The following is a 19968-nucleotide window of genomic DNA, read 5'->3' as shown; positions in this document are numbered from 1 at the left end:
CGAGCCGCTGCGAGGCGCGGCATGCGCACCGCTGCAGCCGGAAGAGAGGACGGGCTCAGTAACCCTGCTGCGCCGGCGCCAGGCTGGCGGCGTCCTGGCCCACGGCGAGCCCGGCACGCACGGCGGCCAGGGCGGCCTGGTAGTACGCCTTGCCCTGTGCGGACTCGGCGAAGGTGACGAACTCCTCCAGCTCCGGATCGGACAGGTCGCGATAGACATAGAGCAGGGTGTTGTCGAGGTCGTTGCTGATCTGCTGCATCACCCGCTGGCGCTGGCTTTCCAGCAGGCCCTGGGCCTGGCCGCCGCCGAGCAGGCCGGGCAGCATCTGGCTGAGGCTGTCGGCGGCGACCCCGGCCAGTGCCAGGCTGACTTCGGCACCGGCTTCCTTGGCCGGCAGCGCCTGGGCCAGGTGGCGCACCTGCAGGCGACGGGTGGCGCTGGCGTCGATGCGCGGCAGGCCGTTGGCGTTCTTGGCCAGCTGGTCGCGGCGGGTGGCGAGCACTTCGGCGGCGGTGATCTTGCGGCCCAGTTCGGACTGGAAGAAGGCCAGCGCGGGGCGCGGGTCCTGCAGCTGGCTGCGCAAGGCGGCCTGGGCGCGCTGGTCGATGGCCTGGGCCTGGAAGCGCTGGTTGCTGTTCTCCACCAGCGCCTGGTAGACGGCGGGCGGCAGGGTCTTCTGGTAGCGCTGCTGGGCGGCCGCCAGGGCGTCGTTGAAATGCGCCCGCTGTTCCGGCCAGCCCGCCGCCTGGTACAGGCTGGCGTGGTCGTCGGCCAGCGCCGGCAGACCGATGAGCAGGAAGGTGACGGCAAGAAGCAGGCGCATGGTGACTCCTGGAGGCGCTATCCGGTGTTGTTCTAGGACCCCGGGGCTGCGGGTTCGGTTCGGCCGGGGGGATGGGCTGCATGACGGGAGGGGGCGGCTGCCGGGGCTCCGGCCATGATGGCGCGGGGGCTATTCTCCGTGCTGCTGCCGGGGCTTGTCGAGGCGCGCAGGGGGTGGAGTCAGAAATTTATCAGAACGCTGTAGGCGGCGTTCTGTGGCCTGATTAGAATGCGCCGACCATGCCCAATCCCCACGTTTTCATCCCCTTCGAGCCCACCAGTGACGACATCGCCCAGCGCGGCTGGTCGCTGCAGCGTGGCGCCATCGACGCCGAACTGGTCGCCGCCCTGGCCCGTGAATGCCGTGCCAGGGCGGCGGCGGGCGAGCTGAGCCCGGCGGGGATCGGCCGTGGCGACGGCCAGCAGGTGCGCGAAGGCATCCGTGGCGACCGCATCGACTGGCTGGAGCCCGGCCAGGCCGAGCCCTGTGATCGCTACCTGGCGCTGATGGACGAGCTGCGCCTGCGGCTGAACCGCGAGCTGTTCCTGGGGCTGGAGGATTTCGAGGCGCACTTCGCCCTCTACCCGCCGGGCGCCTTCTACCGGAAGCACCTGGATCGCTTCCGCGACGATGATCGCCGCGCGGTTTCGGCGGTGCTCTACCTCAATCCCGAGTGGCTGCCCGGCGAGGGCGGCGAGCTGCGCCTGTACCTGGGCGACGGCTCGACCCACGACGTGCTGCCCGAAGCCGGCACCCTGGTGGTGTTCCTCTCCGGCGAGCTGCCCCACGAGGTGCTGCCGGCCAGCCGCGAGCGCCTCTCGCTCACCGGCTGGTTCCGCCGCCGCGGTGACGGCCCGCTCTGACGTGCACGGGGCTCAGTGGCCCCAGACCTTGATGGTGCCGCGCAGGTCGACGATGTCGCGGATCTCGATACTGCCCAGGCTGCTGTCGCCCACGTACATGTCGGCCCCGACCCGCATGCGGATGCGCTGGGCGGGCAGGCCCGACTGGATCAGCTGGTCGTTGATGGTGGTCAGGTCCGGCAGGGTGAGCACCAGCTGGTCCTTGCCGCTGGCGTTCTTGACCACGTCGATCATCAGGGTCGGCTGGTCGACGCCGAAGATCGGCAGGGTCAGGCCGAGCTGCGCCGGCCCCAGGGCGAAGCTGCCGCCGGCGCCATTGGGGCAGGCGCTGGGGCTGTCGCAGCCGTTGTCGATGCGGATGTTGCGCAGCGAGGCGCTGTTGCCGCTGTCCGTCCAGCTCAGTTTGTCGATGCGTGCCATCACGTCCAGGCGGATGCTGATGCCGGCCTGGCCGGTGACGTCGGCCATCTGCTGGTTGTCGAGGGATTCCATGGCGGCCTGGCCGGTGGTGCACAACAGCAGGGCGGAGCAGGCGAGGAGCGGGTGCAGGATCGTTCTTGTTATGGGCATGACGGCTGTCCTTCGCGGGTTGGCCGGCGCAGTCTGGTGAGGCGCCTGCCGCTGCGCCAGTGCCCGCCGGCGCTTCCCGCCTAAGGATGGGCCAGCCAAAGGCTGGCGTCGGCCCGCGCAGCCGGTGGGTGTTACGTGCGGTGACCGTCGCGGCGCGGCGCGCTAGGCTGGCGCCCCTCGAGGAGTGATTTCATGCAGAAGATTCTGGTCAGCCGCTGCCTGCTGGGACAGCGGGTGCGATATGACGGCGGCGCCCACGGGCCCTTCGATTTGCTGCAGCGCTGGCAGGACGAGGGGCGCATCGTGCCGGTGTGCCCGGAAGTCGCCGGCGGCCTGCCGACGCCGCGTGCGCCGGCCGAAGTGCCCGGCGGGCAGGGGGCGCAGGTGCTGGAGGGGCGGGTGCCGGTGCTGACCGACGGCGGCGAGGACGTCACCGCCGAGTTCGTCGCCGGGGCGCGCATCGCCCTGGAGCTGGTGCGCCGCCACGGCATCGGTGTCGCGGTGCTCAAGGCGCGCAGCCCTTCCTGCGGCAACGAGGAGGCCTATGACGGCACCTTCAGCGGCACCCGCGTGCCGGGGGAGGGTGTGACGGCCGCGCTGCTACGTGCCGAGGGCGTGCGGGTGTTCAACGAGACGCAGCTTGAGGCCGCAGCCGCCTGGCTGGCGGCGCGGGAAGCCGCAGCAGCCGGCTAGGGCTGCTCGGGGTCCGCTTCGGGCTTGGATTCGGGCTGGGGCGACGGCTGCGGTTTCTCGCCCTCCGACGCCGCCTGGGAAGGCGCCTGGCCCTCCAGCCATTTGCGCGACAGTTCGTCCAGGCGCCCGCTGCTCTTGAGCTTGTTCAGGGCATTGTTGAGGGCACTGCGGAACGCCGGGTTCTCCTTAAGGAAGGGGATAGCCTGCTCCTGCGGGCCCTTCTCGCTGCCCTCCGCGCTCTTGTCCTGGGCCTGGCTGGGCGCCAGCGACTGGGTCAGCCCGCCGCTGTCGGTGCCGCCGGCGATCTGCTGGCCGCCACCGACGCCATAGGGCTCGCTGAACTCCAGTTGCTGATCATCACGGGCGGCCTGGGCCTCGCGGCTGAGCACGATGTCTACACTGCCACTGCGCAGGCCATCGAGCAGCTTGTCGCGCGGCACGGGGATGAAGTCCGCCTTGACGTTGAGCTCATCGGCCAGGGCGTGACCAAGCTCCACCTCGTAGCCGGTGAGCTTGTCGTCCTGGCGGAAGCTGTAGGGCGGCGCGTCGTCAACCAGGGCAATCCGCAGGCTGCCACGCTCCCAGACATCGTCGATCAGGTCGGCCCGGGCCAGCGGCGCGGCGACCAGGGGAATGAGGGCGAGCAGGCAGTGCAACAGGCGCATTTCAGGTAAACCTCTGGTTCTTCTTGATCGATGACCCGGGACGGTGGGTTCAGCGTAGACACAACCGGCAACGTCGGCCGCTGAACCTAACCCCCCATGCAGGGTCTGTGTGTTGCTTACCAACAAGGAGTCAGTCATGAAGCTTGCGTACGCTCCCCTGGGCCTTGCGGCCCTGCTGGCGGTGGTTTCCACCGCGTCGTTCGCCGAGATGCCACGCACCCCGGCACCCGAAGGCGCCAAGGTCTATTTCATCGAGCCCGCCGACGGCGCCACTGTGGACAAGACGTTCAGCGTCAAGTTCGGTTTGCAGGGCATGGGCGTCGCCCCGGCCGGGGTCGATTCGCCTGCCACGGGCCACCACCACCTGCTGATCGATGTCGACAAGGAACCGGCGATGAACATGCCGCTGCCGATGACCGACAACCTCAAGCACTTCGGCAAGGGCCAGACGGAAACCCAGGTCACCCTGCCGCCGGGCAAGCACACCCTGCAGCTGCTGGTGGGCGACAAGAACCACGTGCCGCTGGACCCACCGGTCATCTCCGAGAAGATCACCGTCACCGTGAAATGATCGTGAAATCGCGGGCATGAAAAAGGGAGGCCGAGGCCTCCCTTTTTACTGTCCAGCTTCGTCGTCAGGGCTCGCGAGCTGGAGCGAGACAAGGCGGGAATGGCCGAGAAGCGCGGAGTTTACGACTGTAAATGAGCACTTCGAGGCCGTTCCCAACGCCGTATCGCCGACGCGCAAGGCACGCCCTACGGCATGAGCCTCGGCTCGAATCGCCAGATGAACCTGAAATCTCGCGCATGAAAAAGGGAGGCCAAGGCCTCCCTTTTTTGTCCAGTTCCGTCGTCAGGGCTCGCGAGCTAGAGCGAGACAAGGCGGGAATGGCCGAGAAGCGCGGAGTTTACGACTGTAAATGAGCACTTCGAGGCCGTTCCCAACGCCGTATCGCCGACGCGCAGCAGCCCTGGGTTAGAAGAGGACGCGGCTGCGAATGGTGCCGTTGACGTGCTGCAGCTTCTCCAGCGCCAGGTCCGAGTACTCGGCGTCGACGTCGATCACCACGTAGCCGACCTTGGCGTTGGTCTGCAGGTACTGGCCGGAGATGTTGATGCCATTGTCGGCGAACACCTTGTTGATCTCGCTCATCACGCCGGGAACGTTGGCGTGGATGTGCAGCAGGCGGTGCTTGCCGGGGTGCGACGGCAGGGCCACTTCGGGGAAGTTGACCGAGGACACGGAGGTGCCGTTGTCGCTGTACTTGACCAGCTTCTCGGCCACTTCCAGGCCGATGTTGGCCTGGGCCTCGGCGGTGGAACCCCCGATGTGCGGGGTGAGGATCACGCGATCCAGGCCACGCAGCGGGCTTTCGAACTCTTCGTCGTTGGACTTGGGCTCGACCGGGAACACGTCGATGGCGGCGCCGATCAGGTGCTCGTCCTTGATGGCGGCGGCCAGGTGGTCCAGCTCGACCACGGTGCCGCGCGCGGCGTTGATCAGGATGCCGCCCTTCTTGATGGCGCGGATTTCCTTCTCGCCGATCATCCACTGGGTGGAGGGCAGCTCGGGAACGTGCAGGGAGACGATGTCGCTCATGCCCAGCAGCTCGTGCAGGTCGCCGATCTGCGTGGCGTTGCCCAGCGGCAGCTTGGTCAGGGTGTCGTAGAAGAACACCTGCATGCCCAGGGCCTCGGCCAGCACCGAGAGCTGGGTGCCGATGGAGCCGTAGCCGACGATGCCGAGCTTCTTGCCGCGGATCTCGAAGGAGTTGGCCGCCGACTTGATCCAGCCGCCACGGTGGCAGGAGGCGTTCTTCTCCGGGATGCCGCGCAGCAGCAGGATGGCTTCGGCCAGGACCAGCTCGGCGACCGAGCGGGTGTTGGAATAGGGGGCGTTGAACACGGCGATGCCGCGTTCGCGGGCGGCGTTCAGGTCGACCTGGTTGGTACCGATGCAGAAGCAGCCCACGGCGATCAGCTTCTTGGCGCAGTCGAACACTTCCTCGGTCAGCTGGGTGCGGGAGCGGATGCCGATGAAGTGGGCATCGGCGATCTTTTCCTTCAGCTCGTCATCCGAGAGCGCGCCCTTGAGGTACTCGATGTTGCTGTAGCCGGCGGCCTTCAGGGTGTCCACGGCGTTCTGGTGGACGCCTTCGAGGAGAAGGAACTTGATCTTGCTCTTGTCGAGGGAGGTCTTGCTCATCTGCGTACCTATTTGTCCCGGTAGAAAAGTTCAGAAGGCTGTGCGGCAGCTACCCCGGAAAAGGCCTGTAAGGCATGATTCGCGGGGTGCGTATGCTAGCATGTTCTCCTTTTTCCTTGCTCGGTTGCGACCTGAAACGTTCTCAGGGCGACCATGAATGATTCGAGAGTTCCCTTGATGACCAACGTTGCCCTGATCGAAGAGCTGAAGACCCTGGTTGAGCCTGGCAAGGTGCTGACCGACGCCGATTCCCTGAACACCTACGGCAAGGACTGGACCAAGCATTTCGCCCCGGCGCCCACCGCCATCGTCTTCCCCAAGACCATCGAGCAGGTGCAGGCCATCGTCCGCTGGGCCAACCAGCACAAGGTCGCCCTGGTGCCTTCGGGCGGCCGTACCGGCCTTTCCGCCGCCGCCGTCGCCGCCAATGGCGAGGTGGTCGTGGCCTTCGACTACATGAACCAGATCCTCGAGTTCAACGAATTCGACCGCACCGCCGTGTGCCAGCCGGGTGTCGTCACCGCGCAGCTGCAGAGCTTCGCCGAGGACAAGGGCCTGTACTACCCGGTGGACTTCGCGTCTGCCGGTTCCAGCCAGATTGGCGGCAATATCGGTACCAATGCCGGCGGGATCAAGGTCATTCGCTACGGCATGACCCGTAACTGGGTGGCCGGCCTCAAGGTCGTCACCGGCACCGGCGAGCTGCTGGAGCTGAACCGCGACCTGATCAAGAACGCCACCGGCTATGACCTGCGCCAGCTGTTCATCGGCGCCGAAGGCACCCTGGGCTTCGTGGTCGAGGCCACCATGCGCCTGGATCGTGCACCGAAGAACCTCACCGCGATGGTCCTCGGCACCCCGGACTTCGACTCGATCATGCCGGTGCTGCACGCCTTCCAGAGCAAGCTCGACCTCACCGCCTTCGAATTCTTCTCCGACAAGGCCCTGGCCAAGATCATGGCCCGTGGCGACGTGCCGGCGGCCTTCGAGACCGAATGCCCCTTCTATGCGCTGCTGGAGTTCGAGGCCACCACCGAGGAAGTGGCCAACGACGCCCTGGCCACCTTCGAGCACTGCGTCGAGCAGGGCTGGGTGCTGGACGGCGTGATGAGCCAGAGCGAGCAGCAACTGCAGAACCTGTGGAAGCTGCGCGAGTACATCTCCGAGACCATCTCCCACTGGACGCCCTACAAGAACGACATCTCGGTGACCGTTTCCAAGGTGCCGGCCTTCCTCAAGGACATCGACACCATCGTCGAAGCCAACTACCCCGATTTCGAAGTGGTCTGGTTCGGCCATATCGGCGACGGCAACCTGCACCTGAACATCCTCAAGCCGGACGCCCTGTCCAAGGACGAGTTCTTCGCCAAGTGCGCGACCGTGAACAAGTGGGTGTTCGAGACCGTGCAGAAGTACAACGGCTCGATCTCCGCCGAACACGGCGTGGGCATGACCAAGCGCGACTACCTCACCTACAGCCGCTCGGAGCCCGAGATCGCCGTGATGAAGGCCATCAAGGCGGTGTTCGATCCCAACGGGATCATGAACCCCGGCAAGATTTTCAACTGAAAGCTACTGCGCTCGTGACGCTTTCAGGTCCGTATTCTCAAGGAGTCGGTAAATGAGCTACCAGCACCAGTACGTCGACGGCACCCGCATCCACTTCCCCCTCGGCAAGGTCGTGTGCATCGGCCGCAACTACGCCGAGCACGCCAAGGAACTGAACAACCCGGTGCCCACCGAGCCGCTGCTGTTCATCAAGCCGGCGTCCAGCGTGGTGGCCATCGAGGGCGGTTTCTCCATTCCCGAGGACCGCGGCGTGGTGCACTACGAGGCTGAGATCGCCGTGCTGATCGGCAAGCCGCTGTCGCGCAACCCCAGCCTGGAAGAGGCCCGAGACGCCATCTCCGGCTTCGCCCCGGCCCTGGACCTGACCCTGCGCGACGTGCAGGCCAGGCTCAAGGAGAAGGGCTGGCCCTGGGAGGTCGCCAAGGCCTTCGACGGCGCCTGCGTGCTGGCCCCCTTCGTGCCGGGCGATGCGATCGAGGATCTGAGCGACATCGGCATCCGCCTGACCATCAATGGCGACGTGCGCCAGGACGGCAACAGCCGCGACATGCTCAACCCGGTGCTGCCGCTGCTCCAGGCCATCAGCCAGCACTTCAGCCTGCAGCCGGGCGACGTGGTGCTGACCGGCACCCCCGTCGGCGTCGGTCCGCTGAACAAGGGCGATGCCCTGACCCTGGAACTGGTCGGTCACTCCTCGTTCGACAGCGGCGTCATCTGAGGGCCACCAGGGAACTTCGGCGGTGGCTGGCGATCTGACTGCCACCAGCCGAAGTCGTAGCCAATGGCCATGTCCTTTCCCCGCCCCAATTTTCGCACCTGCACCCTTCTGGTGCTGTTCGCGGCCTGCGTCGCCGCCATCCGCTACCTGCACCTCGATGACCGCGCCTCCCTGTGGCTCAGCGAGCGCAACCTGAGCAAGGGCGAGCGCGCCGCCAGCATCTGGCTGCCGGGCTACAAGGCGGTGCTGCAGGGCAAGCCCCTGGCCGGCCTGGAGAACGACGAGACCTCCGATCTCGCCTACAACCCGGTCACCGGGACCCTGTTCACCGTCACCGGCAAGGTGCCGCAACTGGTGGAGCTGACCCGCGACGGCGACGTGCTGCGGCGCATCCCGCTCAAGGGCTTCTCAAACCCCGAGGGCGTGGCGGTGCTGGAGAACGGCAACGTCGCGGTCACCGACGAGCGCCGCCGCAGCCTGTCGATCTTCCACCTCGACCCGTTGACCCGTGAACTGGACGTGAGCCAGGGCGACGAGTTCGACCTGGGCTTCCCGGATTCCGGCAACAAGGGTTTCGAAGGCATCGCCTGGGACCCCGCCCAGGGCCGCCTGCTGCTGGGCAAGGAACGCACGCCGGAGATGTTCAGCCTCAACAGCGATGGCAGCCGTCGCCTGGAAGGCGCCCTGCGGCCGCTGCCGGGCTACGGCCTGGGCATGCGCAATCTGTCGGCCCTCAGCATCGACCCGCGCACCGGCCACCTGCTGGTGCTCTCGGCGCAATCGAACCTGCTGCTGGAGCTGGACGAGACCGGCGAGCCGGTGAGCTTCATCAGCCTCCTGGGCGGGCTCAATGGCCTGGCCAGGCGCATCCCCCGTGCCGAAGGCGTGGCCATGGACGAGCGCGGCGACATCTACATGGTCAGCGAGCCCAACCTCTTCTACGTATTCCGCAAGGCCGACACCGCCGATGCAGCCGAACGCGGCTGACGCGTTCAGCTTCGCTTAAGGCTGTTTTAAGCCTGGCTTCAGCGCCGCGCCCTAGCCTGATCCCGTCAACCACATCGAACGGGATCACCCCATGAACACCAAATACCTCGCCCTGCTCCTCGCCCCGCTGTTCTCCACTGCCGCCCTGGCCTCCAGCTACACCGGCCCGGGTTCCACGCCCCAGGTCACCACCGTGGCCGCCGCCATGGAAGCCGCCGACGACGCCGCCGTGGTGCTCCAGGGCCAGATCGTCAAACGCATCAAGGGCGATATCTACGAATTCAAGGACGCCACCGGCACCATCAAGGTCGAGATCGACGACGAAAACTGGCCGCCCCATGCCATCGACGACAAGGCCCAGGTCAAGCTCACCGGTGAAGTGGACCGCGACCTGATGGGCCGCGAGATCGACGTCGAGTTCGTCGAGCGGGTCAACTGATCCAGTCCCCGCCCACCAAACGGCCCCATTGCGGGGCCGTTTTTCGTTGGGGATTTGCTGTTGCGAAAGAGAGGAGGCGCATGCCGGTAGGGCCCAACGTGCCTGTGCATGATGGGTTTCGCTTCGCTCTACGCCATCCTACGGAAGCGGTCATCCGGGGCCCTAGCCGCGACGACCTCACGCCACCCCATCGAACCCCTGCAGCACATTGATCGCGTTGATGCCGATTTCCTCCACCGCGTATCCCCCCTCCATCACGAACAGGGTCTGCAGGCCGAGCTGGCCGATGATCTCGCCCATGCGCAGGTAGTCCGGGCTGTCGAGCTTGAACTGCGAGATGGGGTCTTCCTTGAAGGTGTCCACGCCCAGCGACACCACCAGTGCGTCCGGGGCGAAGGCGGCGATCTGCCGGCAGGCATCGGCCAGGGCCTGGCTCCATACCGCCCAGTCGCTGCCCTCGGCCAGCGGGTAGTTGAAGTTGAAGCCCCTGCCCGCGCCCTCGCCCTTCTCGTCGGCGAAGCCGAGGAAGTAGGGGTACTCGAAGCGCGGGTCGCCGTGGATCGAGGTGAAGAGCACGTCGGCGCGATCGTAGAAGATGTCCTGGGTGCCGTTGCCGTGGTGGTAGTCGACGTCGAGCACCGCCACGCGCTTGGCGCCCCTGTCCAGCAAGGCCTGCACGGCGATGGCGGCGTTGTTCAGGTAGCAATAGCCGCCCATGTAGTCGGCGGCGGCGTGGTGGCCCGGCGGGCGGCACAGGGAGAACACCCCGCGTGCGCCCTTGGCCAGTTCGGCCTGGCCGCTGAGGGCGACGTTGGCCGAGCTGATGATGGCCTGCCAGGTGCCGGCGGTGATGGGCGCACCGGCGTCGAAGGAGTAGTAGCCCAGGCGGCCGTCGATGTCGGTGGGCTCCACCTGGCGCAGGCGCCGGGTCGGCCAGGCGATGGGCAGCATGTCGTGGCTGCGGCCCTTGGCCTGCCAGTCGGCCCAGGCGTTCTGCAGAAAGCGCACGAAGCCTTCGCCGTGTACCCGCAGGATCGGCGCCAGGCCGAAGTCCTGCGGCGCCTGGATGGCGCCGAGCTGCACGGCCTTGGCACGGTCCAGGACCATGTCGGCGCGGCTGGGCTTCTCGAAGCAGGGGGTGAACTGGCCGCCGATGAGTTCGTGCTTGCCGTGGTGCAGGTGGTGGTCGTCGCTGTAGAGGGTCAGCATGTCCGGCTCCTTGCGGGTTGGGTGGTGGGTCGGTTCGATCAGTGTTCGGAGAACTGCACCTGGGGCGCCGGCCGCCTGAAACCGCCGGTGTGCCACGCCAGGTAGAGGAAGCCTGTGGCGAACCAGGCCAGGCCGATGCCCAGGGTCAGCGCGGAGAGGCTGGTCCACAGCCAGGCGATCAGGCCGAAACCGATCAGTGGCAGCAGCCCATAGCGCAGCCTGTCACCGAGGCCGTGGGGCTGGCCGTCCAGCAGGTGGCTGCGGATCACCGCCAGGTTCACCACCGAGAAGGCCACCAGGGCGCCGAAGCTGATCATCGACGCCAGGGTGGTGAGGTCGATGACGATGGCCAGCAGCGAAACCAGGGACACCAGCAGGATCGACAGGGTGGGCGTCCGGTAGCGTGGCGAGAGGCGACCGAAGAGGCGGCGCGGGAGGATGCCGTCGCGGCCCATGCTGAACAGGATGCGCGACACCGAGGCCTGGGACGCCAGGGCGGACCCGGCGGCGCCGGCCACGTAGGCGGCGGTGAAGAAGGCCTCCAGCAGGCCGCCACCGGCCTTGAGCATCACCTCGGTGGCCGCGGCGTCCGGGTCCTTGAAGGCGCTGCCGGGGAACACCAGTTGCGCCACCAGGGCCAGGAGGATGAACAGCAGCCCGGCGGTGATGGTGGTCATGACGATGGCGCGGGGGATGTCGCGGCGCGGGTCGCGGGCCTCCTCGGCCAGGGTGGACACCGCATCGAAACCGAGGAAGGACAGGCACAGCACCGCCGCGCCGGCCATCAGCGGCGCCAGGCCCGGCTGGGTGCCATCGCCCAGCAACGGCGCCATGAGGTCCACCTCGCCGCCGCCCAGGCTGCGCATGGACATCGCCAGGAACACCACGACGAACACCAGCTGCGCGCCGACGATGGCGTTGCTCATGCCCGACACCGAGCCGATACCGCGCAGGTTGAGCAGGGTGACCAGGGCCACCGCCGCCACCACGAAGGCCCAGGCGGGCACGGCGGGGAAGGCGATATTGAGGAACAGGCCGATCACCAGGTAGTTGATCATCGGCAGGAACAGGTAATCGAGCAGCAGCGACCAGCCGGCGAGGAAGCCCACCGCCGGGCCGAAGCTCAGGCTGGCGTAGGAGTACGCCGAGCCTGCCACCGGGTACTTGCGCACCATGAAGCTGTAGGAGAAGGCGGTGAAGAGCATCGCCGCCAGGGTCGCGACATAGGCCAGCGCGGTGCGCCCGCCGGTCATCTCGGTGACCACGCCGTAGGTGGTGAACACCGTCAGCGGCACCATGTACACCAGGCCGAAGAACACCAGGGCCGGCAGGCCGAGGATGCGCCGCAGGTGGGTGCCCTGGGCGCTGTGGGTGAAGTCGTCGAAGGCTTTGCTCATGGAAATACCTCGCGGGCACCTGCCGGGCAGGCGCTGGGGTGGATCGTCGGGCGCGTCGTGCGTCGATGGGCGGGCCGTGATGGCCCAGGGTCAGCTGGCGGGCAGTCGGCCGCTGTGGGGGATGGCGCTAAGGCAGGTGGTGCGGGGCATGGCGGTCAGTCTCTTGTTCTTGTGCATGGGCGCCGGAGGGCGCGGGTGGCCGGCGCATCGCTCCCGTCGACGCGCCTGCTGGCTCGGGGTGGTCCGGCCCGCCGTGCGGCGGGCCGGAAGCCGGTCATTTCTTCAGCTTGGTCCATACCTTGCTGCGCAGGTTCAGGGCCTTGGGCGAGCAGAGCTTGAAGCTCTTCAGGCGGTCCAGCTTGTCCTGCGGGGTGTTGATCGCCGGGTCGTCGAACAGCTCCTTCTCCATGAACTTCTCGGAGCCTTCGATGGCGTTGTTGTACTTGGCGAAGTTGGAGGCGGCGGCGATGTTCTCCGGCAGCATCATCCAGTTGATGAAGGCGTGGGCCTCCGCGACGTTGGCCGCGTCCTTGGGGATCACGAAGTTGTCGATGAACAGGTGGATGCCTTCCTTCGGATAGACGTACACCAGGCTGTCGCGCTGGGCGTGGGCGCGGTGGTAGGCGCCGTTCCACTGCATGTGCATGGCCACTTCGCCTGCGGCCATGCGCTCGATGGTGCCGTCGCTGTTGTACATGGCCAGCAGCGGTTTCTGCGCCAGCAGCAGGTCCTGGATCTTCTTCGCGTCCTTCGGGTCCTCGGTGCACTGGTCGATGTCCAGGTAGTGGGACGCGGCGATGTACAGGTCTTCGATGGAGTTGAGCGCCACCACCTTGCCCTTGAGCTCGGCCGGCGGCTCGAAGAAGGGTTTCCAGCTCTCCTCCAGGGCCCCGCCTGGCACCTGCTTGCTGTCGTAGCTGTAGCCGGTGGTGCCCCACAGGTAGGGCACGCTGTAGTCGTGGCCGGGGTCGAAGTCGAGGCTCTGGAAGTTGGCCTTGAGGTTCTTCAGGTTGGGCAGCTGGGCCTTGTCGAACTTCTGCAGCAGGCCGTCGGTGGCCATGATCTGGATGAAGCTGTCCGAGGGCACCACCACGTCGTAGGCGCCGCCGCCGGCCTTGAGCTTGGCCAGCAGGGTCTCGTTGCTGTCGTAGGCGTCCAGGGTGGCCTTGATGCCGGTGTCCTTCTCGAACTTCTTCAGCAGCTCCGGTGGGAAGTAGTCCGACCAGTTGGCCAGGTGCAGGGTGCCGGCCGCCTGGGCGGTGCCGGACAGGCCCAGGGCGAGCAGCAGGGAGAGCGCGAGCGGTGTGGTGCGGGTCATGACGGGCTCCTTTGGGCTCAGCGCTTGCGCTGGCCGATGTAGTAGGACAACGCAACGAACGCTATGGAAATCACCAGGATGATCGAGGAAATCGCGTTTATCTTCGGCGATATGCCCATCCTGATGGAGCTGAAGATGTACACCGGCAGGGTGGTGGCCCCGGCCCCGGCGACGAAGTAGGTGATGACGAAATCGTCCATGGAGATGATGAAGGCGAGCATCGCCCCCGAAAGGATGCCGGGCGTCAGCAGCGGGAAGGTGATCTTCCAGAAGGCCTTCCAGGGCGAGGCGTAGAGATCGGCGGCGGCTTCGGCCAGGCGCGGGTCCATGCCCTCCAGCCGTGCGCGGATCGGCAGGTAGGCGAAGGGGATGCAGAACACCACGTGGGCGATTAGGATGGTGAACAGCGAAAGCTTCAGGCCGACGAAGGCGAAGAACATCAGCGTCGCCACGGCGGTGACGATCTCCGGCACCAGCAGCGGCAGGCCGAGCACGCCGCTCATGGCGGTCTGCCCACGGAAGGCGCGGCCGCGCATGCCCAGGGCCGCGAGGGTGGCCAGGGTGGTGGCGATCAGGGTGGCGAAAGTGGCCACCAGCAGCGAGTTCTTCGCCGCGCGGACGATCTCCGGGTCGTTGGCCACCACCGCGTACCACTTGAGGCTGAAGCTCTCCCAGATGGTCGCCGACTGGCCGCCGTTGAAGCTCAGCGCCACCAGCACCAGGATCGGCACGTAGAGGAAGGCGAAGAACAGCCAGGCAGTGGGGCGCACGCCGGTGAAGCGCCAGAGCGGGCCTTGCAGGTTCATGGGTGGCCTCCGGCGGTGCCCGGCTTGAAGCGCAGGCTGTAGAGCAGCATCGCCAGCAGCACGAAGCCGAGCAGGGCGAAGGACAGCGCCGCGCCCAGCGGCCAGTTGTGCGAGGCGCCGAACTGCAGCTGGATGAGGTTGCCGATCATCAGCGACTTACCGCCCCCCAGCAGCTCGGGAATGATGTAGTTGCCGAGCGAGGGGATGAACACCAGGATCACCCCGGCCATCACCCCCGGCATCGCCAGCGGCAGGATGATCCGCTTCAGGGCCTGGAAGCGGTTGGCGCCCAGGTCGAAGGCCGCCTCCACCAGGCGCCAGTCGAGTTTCTCCAGGCTGGTGTAGATGGGCAGCACCATGAACGGCAGGAAGGTATAGAGCAGGCCGATGATCACCGCGCCGTCGGTATAGAGGATGCCCAGCGCCTTGTCGGAGAGCCCCAGCCCGTGCAGGGAGCTGTCCACCAGCCCGCCGTTGCGCAGTAGCAGGATCCAGGCGTAGACCCGCACCAGCAGGTTGGTCCAGAACGGCACCGTGACCAGGAACAGCAGCAGGTTGCGCTTGCGCTCGTTCTGCAGCGCCAGGTAGAGCGCGGTGGGGAAGCCGATCAGCAGGCAGCCGGCGGTGGTCATCACCGACAGCCAGAACGAGCGCTGGAAGATCTGCAGGTAGTCGGTGTTGAACACCTGGCTGTCGTCCAGGTCCCGCTCGTAGAGGAAGTTGACGTAGGCCTCCAGCGAGTACTCGCCCCACTTCACGCCGCCGTAGTCGCCCGGTTGCAGCAGTGACACCAGCAGCATGATGCCCAGGGGCAACAGCAGGAACAGGCCCAGGGTGAACATGGCCGGCGCGGCCAGCAGCAGGCGCCGGCGCAGCTGGCGGGCCTCGGCCTGGGCGCGCAGGCTGCTCATCGCGGCAGCACCCGCACCGCGCTGGCGGGCACCTGCAGGCGCACGCGGGTGCCGGCCTCCAGGCAGCCCCCGGCGCCGTCGCGGTTCTGCCGGCGCACGCGGAAGCCGCTCTGCCCGGCCACGCGCAGCAGGTAGAGGGTGTCGGTGCCGACGTAGACCACCGTCTCCACCTCCCCTTCGAGGTTGCCGTCCGGGTCGATGGCGATGCGCTCCGGGCGGATGGCCAGGGTCACCGGGCCACGGCGCTCGCCGGGGGCATCGAGCACCTGCCCGTCGGCCAGGCGCACGCCGGTGTCCAGCGCCTCGGCATCGAGGAAGTTGGTCTCGCCGATGAAGTCGGCCACGGTGCGGTCCACCGGCGCTTCGTAGATCTCGGTCGGGCTGCCGACCTGGAGGATGCGCCCCTTGTGCATCACCGCGATGCGGTCGGACATGGTCAGGGCTTCTTCCTGGTCGTGGGTGACGAAGATGAAGGTGATGCCGGTCTCGTGCTGCAGGCGCTTGAGCTCGATCTGCATGTCCTTGCGCAGCTTCTGGTCCAGCGCCGAGAGGGACTCGTCCAGCAGCAGCACCTTGGGCCGGCTGGCCAGGGCGCGGGCCAGGGCGATGCGCTGTTGCTGGCCGCCGGAGAGCTGGTCGGCGCGGCGCCGGCCGACGTCCGGCAGCTTCACCAGCTCCAGCATGCGCTGCACCGTGGCTTCGATCTCGGCCTTGGGGCGGCCCTGCATCTCCAGGCCGAAGCCGATGTTCTGCGCCACCGTCATGTGCGGGAACAGTGCGTAGCTCTGGAATACGGTGTTGACCGGTCGGCGGAAGGGCGGCAAGCCCTGCATCTCCTCGCCATAGAGGCGGATGGCACCGGCGCTGGGCTGTTCGAACCCCGCGATCAGGCGCAGGAGGGTGGTCTTGCCGCAGCCGGAAGGGCCGAGGAGGGTGAAGAACTCGTTGGCGCGGATCTCCAGGGAAACCTCGTCCAGGGCGCGGACGCCCTGCCCCGGATCGCCGAACTCCATGCAGACACGGTCGATGCTGATCGCACTGGACATGCTTATCGCAAGCTCTAAGGGATTGTTCTTATTGGGCTTTTTCGCATGACGCAAAGGCCCCTGGCGCCTTTGATTCTGTCAGCGGCGTGCGGGGCGCAGAACGATAGAAACGGTCAAAAGGGGATAATTTCGGACAATTTGCTGGCGGGTGCCAGTGGGAAGGATCGAGGCTCGGACTTTTTGGGTGGGGCCCTGCGTTCGCGGGGATGACGACGGGCGGAGGCACCCCGCGGCAGGCGTTTCCGCAAGCGCGGGTATCCGCCGGATCGCACCGACAGGAGACGTAGCCCGGGCTTCGGCCCGGGAATGCCCGGAGTGGGTGGCGCCGGCGAATGCGGCGCCGGATCAGCGCCGGTACTGGCTCGGCGGCTGGCCGCTCCAGCGCTGGAAGGCGTGGCGGAAGCTGGCGGTCTCGGCGTAGCCGAGCTGCTCGGCGATCAGGTAGATCGGCAGGTCGGTCTGCAACAGCAGCTGGCGTGCCTTGTCGTAGCGCACTTCATCCAGCAGCCGCTGGTAGCTGGTGTTGAGGCGCTGCAGGTGGCGGCGCAGGGTGCGTTCGGAGCGGTGCAGGCTGCGGGCGACGCGGTCCAGGTTGCTGGCTTCGCTGAGGTGGCCGGCCAGGTGCTCGCGGATCTGGTCGAGCACGTCGTGGCGGCTGGTGAGCTGGGCGTCGAGCTTCTGGCACTGCTGCAGGCCGTGGTGGCAGGTCACCGGGTCGGCCAGGGGCAGGGTGCGGTCGAGCAGCGCGGCGTTGAAGCAAAGTGCTGTGCGCGAATCGCCGAAGTCCACCGGGCAGCCGAGCTTCTCCGTGTAGGCGGCCGCATGCAGCGGCGGGCGGTAGGGCAGGCGCACCCGGCGCGGGCGCACGGCTTCGCCCAGCAGGTCCTGGATCACCGTGAGCAGCGAGGTCAGGCACAGCTCGCTGTTGAACACCATGAGCTCCGGCGCATAGCGGTAGCCGGTGGCGACCAGGCGGGCCTCGGTGCCGTCTTCCTCCAGGGTCAGGGTGAAGTAGCTGCCCAGCAGCGAGGCGTTGGCCAGGGCGATGTTCAGTGCATCGCGCAGGGTGCGGCTGGCGAGCATGGTGTAGCCGAGGATGCCGTAGGCCGAGACGTGCATGCGCAGGCCTAGGGAAAGGCCCAGCGCCGGGTCGCGCGTGCTGCTCAGGGCGTTGGCGAAGACCCGCAACTCCTGGGCGTGGGTGATCAGCTTGTCGGGGGTGTCGAGGTCGCTGCAGGCGACGCCGCTGCCTTCGAGCAGGCGCGGGCGCGGCACTTCCTCGGCGAGGGTCTCCACCGCCAGGGCGATGGTGTGCAGGGTGGTCATGACCCGTTCGGGTAGCAATGGCGCCGCCATGTTTCGTCCCCTTTGGTAACGGTGGGGTGCCGGGAGGGTGCATGGGCCTGTGCATTAAGTTTCGGTTCAGGCATCACAATGGCGCACTCTTGTATCCTCGGCGCGCCCCTGAACCCTAGAGTTTGTCCCGATGCGATCCTTCCTGACTCCCCGTTGGCTGGTTTCCGGCCTGTTGTTCTGTGTGTTGCTGGTGCTCGGCATCGCCGCCCAGGAGTTTCGCCTGTTCGAGCGCGGCTGGTTCATCGTGCAAGAATGGCGCCACGCTTCGGAGTGGCGCGAGCGCTCGATCTGGCTGCCGGACTACCGGGTGACCATCGAGGCGCAGCCCATCGAGGGGCTGGACGACGATGTCTCCGCGCTTACCTACGACCCGGACCGCCATAGCCTGCTGACGGTCACCAACCAGCGCCCGCAGATCATCGAGCTGTCCCTGGACGGCCACATCATCCGGCGCATCGACCTGGAGGGCTTCGGCGATCCGGAGGCCATCGAGTACATCAGCAAGGGCGTCTACGTCATCACCGACGAGCGCCTGCAACGCCTGGTCAAGGTGCGCCTGGACGAGGACACCACCCGCCTGGACGCCAGCGAGTCGCAGCAGCTCTCCCTGGGCATCGGCCTCAACGGCAACAAGGGCTTCGAGGGCCTGGCCTACGACCCCGCCGGGCAGCGCCTGTTCGTGGCCAAGGAGCGCGACCCGGTGCGCATCTACGAGGTCCATGGCTTCCCCCACACCAACCCGGACAAACCCTTCGCGGTGCACGTGGTGGACGACCCCAAGCGCGACGCCGGGCTCTTCGTCCGCGACCTTTCCAGCCTGCAATACGACGACCTCAGCGGCCACCTGCTGGCGCTGTCCGATGAATCGCGGCTGGTGCTGGAGATCAACGCCGACGGCAAGCCCATCAGCAGCCTGTCGCTGCTGCGCGGCATGCACGGCCTGACCCGCGGCGTGCCGCAGGCGGAGGGCGTGGCGATGGATAACGAAGGGAACCTGTACCTGGTCAGCGAGCCGAACCTGTTCTACAGGTTCAGCAAGCCGGCGGGGGAGTGACGCTCGATGTTCCACGAGGCGCTTCGCAAGCGACGCGCCCCGTGGCCTGGAATCAATACCAGGGACGCTCTACCTGGGGCAGGCTGAGGGTCTTGTCGCGGTAGTTGGCCTGGGCGGCCTTGATGTCGGTGCGCAGGGCTTTTGCTTCCCGCAGCAGGTCGTTCACCTCGGCTTCCGGGGGGTTGAACCCGGCCCCTGCGAGCCGCGTGATTACCAGAGTGCCGTCACGGTTACCTTCCACCAGGGCGATGGTCGCCCAGATGAACGCCTGCTTGTACTCACCCTTGAGCAGGTTGAGCGCGGCGACAGTGCTCTGGCCGAACGGTTCGCCCTTCCGGGCCTCGGCGTCGCACCAGGCGAGCACTTGCTGGGCCTGGGCAGGATCGCCGGCGCCATTGGCGCGTATCAGGCCCGGCGCGAAGATGCGGCAACCCAGGCTCGATGCCAGGCGATCGCCCTTGGCGGACGCGTCGGCGAGCAGCTTGCGGTAGTCCGCCTCGCTGATGAGCGCACCCTCACCCTCGCCAAAGGCCCCGGCGAGATAAAGCATCTTCACCTGGGCGTTGCTCTGGCCGTATTGCTCGTAGACCGCCTTGCGCCGGGCCGGATCCTCCAGTGTGGGGATGTGGCCGTCGAACAGCCCCATCAGCACCGACGGGTAGCCGGAAGGGCCGTGCTGCGCCAGGTATTCGTAGGCTTTCACGACCTTTTCCTGGTCGAGCTTGCCCAGGGTGGCGTCGCCATACAGGGTGGCCAGGCCCTGCTGGGCATGCAGGCGATGGCCCTCGACGGTGGCTTTCTCGGCGACTTCCTGCAGCAGGCTCTCCGCCTTGTCGAGGTCCTGCTGGAAGGGCGCGTTGCCGTTGAGCAGGGCCAGGCCCAGCAGCAGCTTGGCGGTGTAGGAGCCTTGGGCGGCGCCTTTCTCCAGGAAGCCCTTCGACTGCTGCAGGTCGACCTTCTGGCCGAACTGCTCGTCTTCCAGGTAACGGCTCAGCATGTAGGAGGCATCACCGTTGCCGTTGAGGGACGACTGGGTGTAGAGCTCGAAGGCCTTGTTGAAATCCTGTGCGACGCCGTCGCCGCGTTCGTACATCTTGGCCAGCATGTACTGGGCGCGGGGCTCCTTTTCCTCGGCAGCGCTTTGCAGCAGCTCGTGGGCTTCCTGCATCTGCTGCGGTGCGGTGGTCTCGGGGCGGTACAGGCCGATGGCCTTGTCGGTCTTCTCGACAGGGGTTTCGAAGCAGCCACTGAGCAGCAGGCACAGCGACAGCGTGATGAAGGCTTCCTTCTTCATGGCATTCCTTGATGGGGGGAGGGTATTTCGCGGCGCAGAGCCTA

20 protein-coding genes are annotated in these 19968 nt (G+C 66.9%); 8 read left to right on the top strand and 12 right to left on the bottom strand.

From position 1 onward, the window contains the following. Nucleotides 1–55: 55 nt before the first annotated feature. The gene (locus tag ACYJSS_RS11830) at nucleotides 56–823 is read right to left on the bottom strand and encodes a DUF2059 domain-containing protein (protein WP_111264507.1); all 768 of its coding nucleotides are present in this window, start codon (nucleotides 821–823) and stop codon (nucleotides 56–58) included. Nucleotides 824–1062: 239 nt separating this feature from the next. Here ACYJSS_RS11830 and ACYJSS_RS11825 point away from each other — a divergent pair, with 239 nt between their 5' ends. Next, nucleotides 1063–1686, top strand: coding sequence for a 2OG-Fe(II) oxygenase (locus ACYJSS_RS11825; RefSeq protein WP_236205359.1), 624 nt, complete (start codon nucleotides 1063–1065; stop codon nucleotides 1684–1686). Nucleotides 1687–1698: 12 nt separating this feature from the next. On the opposite strand, the gene ACYJSS_RS11820 is transcribed toward ACYJSS_RS11825, so the two are convergent. Further along, nucleotides 1699–2256 (bottom strand): DUF6160 family protein, encoded by a 558-nt coding sequence (locus ACYJSS_RS11820; RefSeq protein ID WP_111263509.1) that lies wholly within the window; start codon nucleotides 2254–2256, stop codon nucleotides 1699–1701. A gap of 192 nt (nucleotides 2257–2448) precedes the next feature. Here ACYJSS_RS11820 and ACYJSS_RS11815 point away from each other — a divergent pair, with 192 nt between their 5' ends. Next, nucleotides 2449–2949 (top strand): 2-thiouracil desulfurase family protein, encoded by a 501-nt coding sequence (locus ACYJSS_RS11815; RefSeq protein ID WP_111263508.1) that lies wholly within the window; start codon nucleotides 2449–2451, stop codon nucleotides 2947–2949. On the opposite strand, the gene ACYJSS_RS11810 is transcribed toward ACYJSS_RS11815, so the two are convergent. Beyond that, nucleotides 2946–3614 carry a transporter substrate-binding domain-containing protein gene (locus ACYJSS_RS11810; protein WP_158545626.1) on the bottom strand — a complete coding sequence of 223 codons (669 nt, stop codon included), beginning with the start codon at nucleotides 3612–3614 and terminating at the stop codon, nucleotides 2946–2948. The two genes, ACYJSS_RS11815 and ACYJSS_RS11810, sit on opposite strands and share 4 nt — an antisense overlap. Before the next feature lie 136 nt (nucleotides 3615–3750). On the opposite strand from ACYJSS_RS11810, the gene ACYJSS_RS11805 reads away from it, so the two are divergent. Then, complete coding sequence (locus tag ACYJSS_RS11805; protein ID WP_021218285.1) at nucleotides 3751–4185, top strand: DUF4399 domain-containing protein; 435 nt, start codon at nucleotides 3751–3753, stop codon at nucleotides 4183–4185. 405 nt (nucleotides 4186–4590) lie between these two features. Here ACYJSS_RS11805 and serA read toward each other — a convergent pair whose 3' ends face one another. Beyond that, nucleotides 4591–5820, bottom strand: a complete 1230-nt coding sequence (serA, locus tag ACYJSS_RS11800) for a phosphoglycerate dehydrogenase (protein ID WP_111263505.1) — start codon at nucleotides 5818–5820, stop codon at nucleotides 4591–4593. 177 nt (nucleotides 5821–5997) lie between these two features. On the opposite strand from serA, the gene ACYJSS_RS11795 reads away from it, so the two are divergent. The 4 genes from ACYJSS_RS11795 (at nucleotide 5998) to ACYJSS_RS11780 (ending at nucleotide 9533) form a co-directional block, all read left to right on the top strand. Further along, on the top strand, nucleotides 5998–7389 hold the full coding sequence (locus tag ACYJSS_RS11795; protein ID WP_236205360.1) for an FAD-binding oxidoreductase: 1392 nt from the start codon (nucleotides 5998–6000) through the stop codon (nucleotides 7387–7389). A 52-nt stretch (nucleotides 7390–7441) separates the two neighbouring features. Further along, entirely contained in the window at nucleotides 7442–8107 is a 666-nt protein-coding gene (locus ACYJSS_RS11790) for a fumarylacetoacetate hydrolase family protein (RefSeq protein WP_111263503.1), read from the top strand. Between the two features lie 63 nt (nucleotides 8108–8170). After that, nucleotides 8171–9094 carry an SdiA-regulated domain-containing protein gene (locus ACYJSS_RS11785; RefSeq protein WP_371921726.1) on the top strand — a complete coding sequence of 308 codons (924 nt, stop codon included), beginning with the start codon at nucleotides 8171–8173 and terminating at the stop codon, nucleotides 9092–9094. 91 nt (nucleotides 9095–9185) lie between these two features. Beyond that, nucleotides 9186–9533: a NirD/YgiW/YdeI family stress tolerance protein gene (locus ACYJSS_RS11780; RefSeq protein ID WP_111263502.1), complete on the top strand. Its 348-nt coding sequence runs from the start codon at nucleotides 9186–9188 to the stop codon at nucleotides 9531–9533. 177 nt (nucleotides 9534–9710) lie between these two features. Here ACYJSS_RS11780 and ACYJSS_RS11775 read toward each other — a convergent pair whose 3' ends face one another. The 7 genes from ACYJSS_RS11775 to ACYJSS_RS11745 form a co-directional block, all read right to left on the bottom strand. Beyond that, entirely contained in the window at nucleotides 9711–10742 is a 1032-nt protein-coding gene (locus tag ACYJSS_RS11775; RefSeq protein WP_111263501.1) for a histone deacetylase family protein, read from the bottom strand. A gap of 38 nt (nucleotides 10743–10780) precedes the next feature. Continuing rightward, nucleotides 10781–12139 carry an APC family permease gene (locus ACYJSS_RS11770; protein ID WP_111263500.1) on the bottom strand — a complete coding sequence of 453 codons (1359 nt, stop codon included), beginning with the start codon at nucleotides 12137–12139 and terminating at the stop codon, nucleotides 10781–10783. A gap of 274 nt (nucleotides 12140–12413) precedes the next feature. Further along, nucleotides 12414–13457 (bottom strand): ABC transporter substrate-binding protein, encoded by a 1044-nt coding sequence (locus ACYJSS_RS11765; protein ID WP_111263499.1) that lies wholly within the window; start codon nucleotides 13455–13457, stop codon nucleotides 12414–12416. Nucleotides 13458–13474: 17 nt separating this feature from the next. After that, entirely contained in the window at nucleotides 13475–14263 is a 789-nt protein-coding gene (locus tag ACYJSS_RS11760) for an ABC transporter permease (protein ID WP_111263498.1), read from the bottom strand. Next, the gene (locus ACYJSS_RS11755) at nucleotides 14260–15174 is read right to left on the bottom strand and encodes an ABC transporter permease (protein ID WP_236205514.1); all 915 of its coding nucleotides are present in this window, start codon (nucleotides 15172–15174) and stop codon (nucleotides 14260–14262) included. The genes ACYJSS_RS11760 and ACYJSS_RS11755 overlap by 4 nt, the downstream gene beginning before the upstream one ends. Beyond that, complete coding sequence (locus tag ACYJSS_RS11750; protein WP_111263496.1) at nucleotides 15171–16220, bottom strand: ABC transporter ATP-binding protein; 1050 nt, start codon at nucleotides 16218–16220, stop codon at nucleotides 15171–15173. The genes ACYJSS_RS11755 and ACYJSS_RS11750 overlap by 4 nt, the downstream gene beginning before the upstream one ends. 345 nt (nucleotides 16221–16565) lie before the next feature. Then, the gene (locus ACYJSS_RS11745) at nucleotides 16566–17546 is read right to left on the bottom strand and encodes an AraC family transcriptional regulator (RefSeq protein WP_236205513.1); all 981 of its coding nucleotides are present in this window, start codon (nucleotides 17544–17546) and stop codon (nucleotides 16566–16568) included. 160 nt (nucleotides 17547–17706) lie between these two features. Here ACYJSS_RS11745 and ACYJSS_RS11740 point away from each other — a divergent pair, with 160 nt between their 5' ends. Further along, on the top strand, nucleotides 17707–18630 hold the full coding sequence (locus ACYJSS_RS11740) for an SdiA-regulated domain-containing protein (protein ID WP_111263494.1): 924 nt from the start codon (nucleotides 17707–17709) through the stop codon (nucleotides 18628–18630). Between the two features lie 52 nt (nucleotides 18631–18682). Here the strand turns inward: ACYJSS_RS11740 and ACYJSS_RS11735 are convergent, their stop codons facing one another. Beyond that, on the bottom strand, nucleotides 18683–19924 hold the full coding sequence (locus tag ACYJSS_RS11735) for a tetratricopeptide repeat protein (RefSeq protein ID WP_111263493.1): 1242 nt from the start codon (nucleotides 19922–19924) through the stop codon (nucleotides 18683–18685). Between the last annotated feature and the right edge of the window lie 44 nt (nucleotides 19925–19968).

Source organism: Pseudomonas sp. No.21 (assembly GCF_054558415.1).
This window is presented reverse-complemented; position numbering and strand designations above follow the sequence as displayed.

What these genes read in the sequence shown, in the direction of transcription:
- ACYJSS_RS11735 (WP_111263493.1), bottom strand. Translation starts at nt 19,924, where the DNA reads ATGAAGAAGGAAGCCTTCATCACGCTGTCGCTGTGCCTGCTGCTCAGT.
- ACYJSS_RS11750 (WP_111263496.1), bottom strand. Translation starts at nt 16,220, where the DNA reads ATGTCCAGTGCGATCAGCATCGACCGTGTCTGCATGGAGTTCGGCGAT.
- ACYJSS_RS11795 (WP_236205360.1), top strand. Translation starts at nt 5,998, where the DNA reads ATGACCAACGTTGCCCTGATCGAAGAGCTGAAGACCCTGGTTGAGCCT.
- ACYJSS_RS11760 (WP_111263498.1), bottom strand. Translation starts at nt 14,263, where the DNA reads ATGAACCTGCAAGGCCCGCTCTGGCGCTTCACCGGCGTGCGCCCCACT.
- ACYJSS_RS11740 (WP_111263494.1), top strand. Translation starts at nt 17,707, where the DNA reads ATGCGATCCTTCCTGACTCCCCGTTGGCTGGTTTCCGGCCTGTTGTTC.
- ACYJSS_RS11770 (WP_111263500.1), bottom strand. Translation starts at nt 12,139, where the DNA reads ATGAGCAAAGCCTTCGACGACTTCACCCACAGCGCCCAGGGCACCCAC.
- ACYJSS_RS11820 (WP_111263509.1), bottom strand. Translation starts at nt 2,256, where the DNA reads ATGCCCATAACAAGAACGATCCTGCACCCGCTCCTCGCCTGCTCCGCC.
- ACYJSS_RS11780 (WP_111263502.1), top strand. Translation starts at nt 9,186, where the DNA reads ATGAACACCAAATACCTCGCCCTGCTCCTCGCCCCGCTGTTCTCCACT.
- ACYJSS_RS11755 (WP_236205514.1), bottom strand. Translation starts at nt 15,174, where the DNA reads ATGAGCAGCCTGCGCGCCCAGGCCGAGGCCCGCCAGCTGCGCCGGCGC.
- ACYJSS_RS11745 (WP_236205513.1), bottom strand. Translation starts at nt 17,546, where the DNA reads ATGACCACCCTGCACACCATCGCCCTGGCGGTGGAGACCCTCGCCGAG.
- ACYJSS_RS11810 (WP_158545626.1), bottom strand. Translation starts at nt 3,614, where the DNA reads ATGCGCCTGTTGCACTGCCTGCTCGCCCTCATTCCCCTGGTCGCCGCG.
- ACYJSS_RS11805 (WP_021218285.1), top strand. Translation starts at nt 3,751, where the DNA reads ATGAAGCTTGCGTACGCTCCCCTGGGCCTTGCGGCCCTGCTGGCGGTG.
- ACYJSS_RS11790 (WP_111263503.1), top strand. Translation starts at nt 7,442, where the DNA reads ATGAGCTACCAGCACCAGTACGTCGACGGCACCCGCATCCACTTCCCC.
- ACYJSS_RS11830 (WP_111264507.1), bottom strand. Translation starts at nt 823, where the DNA reads ATGCGCCTGCTTCTTGCCGTCACCTTCCTGCTCATCGGTCTGCCGGCG.
- ACYJSS_RS11765 (WP_111263499.1), bottom strand. Translation starts at nt 13,457, where the DNA reads ATGACCCGCACCACACCGCTCGCGCTCTCCCTGCTGCTCGCCCTGGGC.
- ACYJSS_RS11775 (WP_111263501.1), bottom strand. Translation starts at nt 10,742, where the DNA reads ATGCTGACCCTCTACAGCGACGACCACCACCTGCACCACGGCAAGCAC.
- ACYJSS_RS11825 (WP_236205359.1), top strand. Translation starts at nt 1,063, where the DNA reads ATGCCCAATCCCCACGTTTTCATCCCCTTCGAGCCCACCAGTGACGAC.
- serA (WP_111263505.1), bottom strand. Translation starts at nt 5,820, where the DNA reads ATGAGCAAGACCTCCCTCGACAAGAGCAAGATCAAGTTCCTTCTCCTC.
- ACYJSS_RS11815 (WP_111263508.1), top strand. Translation starts at nt 2,449, where the DNA reads ATGCAGAAGATTCTGGTCAGCCGCTGCCTGCTGGGACAGCGGGTGCGA.
- ACYJSS_RS11785 (WP_371921726.1), top strand. Translation starts at nt 8,171, where the DNA reads ATGGCCATGTCCTTTCCCCGCCCCAATTTTCGCACCTGCACCCTTCTG.